Here is a 2257-nt window from a genome sequence, read left to right on the forward strand (position 1 = left end):
TCCCTGTCCAGAATCTCTTCGAGCAAGTCTGCACCGCCTCTTTCTCTGCTTTTCCGAGTATCGGTGCTCCGCGCTCCCGCATGCTCTTCACGTTCCACGCTATCCCTTTGCGGGCAGCCCTTTCGGTATTCTGCTTTCATCGCACCGATCTCCTTCCAGTATTTACTCAAGACTTACGGTTGTTCAGTCCTTCCCGGTAAAAATACTCCCCGGTACTACGAAGTCTGCTGACTTCTCACAGTAAGCTTTACTCCGTCTTTCGGATTTTATTCCCAACCGGACGTCTGTGAGACCTCCCTGGGTAAGAACGATAACCTTCCTTTCATGTGGCCGCCTCATTTACCGTATGGGATTCGGGTAGCATTGGACTTTCTCTTGTATAGCAGAGTCGTCCGTCCCAATCCGGCCTTATATAAGATTTCTGTTCGTCGGCCCGAAAATTTGCCCGCCAGAACTCCTCGCCCTGACATCCGGCTTCCTTCAGATTCCACCTCGCGATGGACACCCTTGCCCTCGGCTAAAGCTTCCTGCTACCGAGCTCGTAGTGGACTCTCACCACCAGGTTATCGCCCATGCCGGGCGCATCAAAATGAATGGAGCAGTCCGGATTCGAACTGCTCCATTTTCTCATATTAGCTTCTTTATTTCTTCTACCTTGTCGAGCCTCTCCCATGGGAGGTCAAGGTCTGTCCTTCCGAAATGTCCGTATGCGGCTATCTGCCTGTAAAGCGGCCTTCTCAGGTCCAGGTCCCTTATTATCGCACCGGGCCTCAGGTCAAATACCTTGTCGATTATTGAGATTATCCTGTCATCAGGAATCTTGTTGGTTCCGAATGTGAATACCTCAATTGAAAGAGGCTTTGCAACTCCGATGGCATATGCCAGCTCAACTTCAAGCCTGTCAGCCACACCTGCAGCTACCAGGTTCTTGGCAACCCATCTTGCGGCATAGGCTGCGGACCTGTCAACCTTCGTTGGGTCCTTTCCTGAGAAGGCTCCGCCACCGTGCCTTCCGTATCCGCCGTAGGTATCGACTATGATCTTCCTGCCTGTAAGGCCTGAATCACCGTTTGGTCCGCCTATAACGAATCTTCCTGTCGGATTGATGTAATATTTCGTATTCTCATCCAGGAGGTGCTCCGGAATCACTGCATTTATGACGTGCTCCCTGACATCCCTTTCTATCTCGGCATGCTCCACAACAGGGCTATGCTGTGTGGAAACAACAACCGCTTCGATCCTTACAGGCTTGTCGTCATCATACTCGACTGTTACCTGTGTCTTTCCATCCGGCCTGAGGTATGACAGCGTGCCGTCCTTCCTGACCTCTGACAACCTTCTTGCAAGCTTCTGGGCAAGGGATATGGGCATTGGCATAAGCTCCTCTGTCTCGTTGGAGGCATAACCGAACATCATTCCCTGGTCTCCGGCTCCTGTCTTCTCAATGAGGCTTTCCGCATGACCTCTGGTCTCATAGGCATCATCGACACCCATTGCGATATCTGCGGACTGTTCATTGATTGAAGTTATTACAGCGCAAGTATCCGCATCAAAGCCATACTTTGCCCTAACATATCCTATTTCGGTCACAGTCTTCCTGACCAGCTTCGGAATGTCCACGTAGCAGTTAGTTGTTATCTCTCCCATTACAAGCACCATACCAGTGGTTACTGCCGTCTCGCATGCCACCCTCGCCATCGGGTCCTGTTCAATTATCTTGTCGAGAATTGCATCGGATATCTGGTCGCATATCTTGTCCGGATGTCCTTCCGTCACTGATTCTGAAGTGAATAGTCTTTTCATAATTACCTCCTGAAAAAAATGAAGCCTCTTCATTAAAAGAAGAGGCGTGTCGTGCACGTTCCTCTTATCTTGCAGCGCTGCTGCAGGAATTGGCACCACGTATTTCTACAGGTTGCCGGGTTTCACAGGGCCCATTCCCTCCACCTCTCTTGATAAGAGCACATATTCTGTTTTACATGAAAAAAGACAGGAATCGTTATACGCAGTTCCGTCTTAATTGGTGGAGGAGAGTGGATTCGAACCACTGAAGCTGAAAGCAACAGATTTACAGTCTGCCCCCTTTGGCCACTCGGGAACTCCTCCATATGAACAGTCTGACAACTGCTTTTTATATATTATATCAGCCCCGCCTCTTTGTCAACATCATTTCACATGCTTCATGAAAATTTGATGCCAAGCTGAATTGATAAAGTAAATTCAACCCAATAAAAAACAGGCGCTTCGCTGTTTTAAG

The 2257-nt window shown here is 49.3% G+C and carries 1 protein-coding gene, 1 tRNA gene and 1 riboswitch; both genes read right to left on the bottom strand.

Annotated features, from left to right (window positions below; all coding sequences use genetic code 11):
• Positions 1 to 627 precede the first annotated feature (627 nt).
• Entirely contained in the window at positions 628 to 1803 is a 1176-nt protein-coding gene (gene metK, locus T472_RS18040; protein ID WP_023388086.1) for a methionine adenosyltransferase, read from the bottom strand.
• 61 nt (positions 1804 to 1864) lie between these two features.
• A riboswitch (SAM riboswitch) is annotated at positions 1865 to 1962 on the bottom strand.
• A 59-nt stretch (positions 1963 to 2021) separates the two neighbouring features.
• A tRNA-Tyr gene (locus tag T472_RS18045) sits at positions 2022 to 2106 on the bottom strand.
• Between the last annotated feature and the right edge of the window lie 151 nt (positions 2107 to 2257).

This window comes from Youngiibacter fragilis 232.1 (genome assembly GCF_000495435.3).
In the GTDB taxonomy this organism is placed as follows: Bacteria; Bacillota; Clostridia; order Clostridiales; family Clostridiaceae; genus Youngiibacter; species Youngiibacter fragilis.

Coding starts and splice junctions, on each gene's coding strand:
- metK (WP_023388086.1), bottom strand. CDS start 1,803: ATGAAAAGACTATTCACTTCAGAATCAGTGACGGAAGGACATCCGGAC.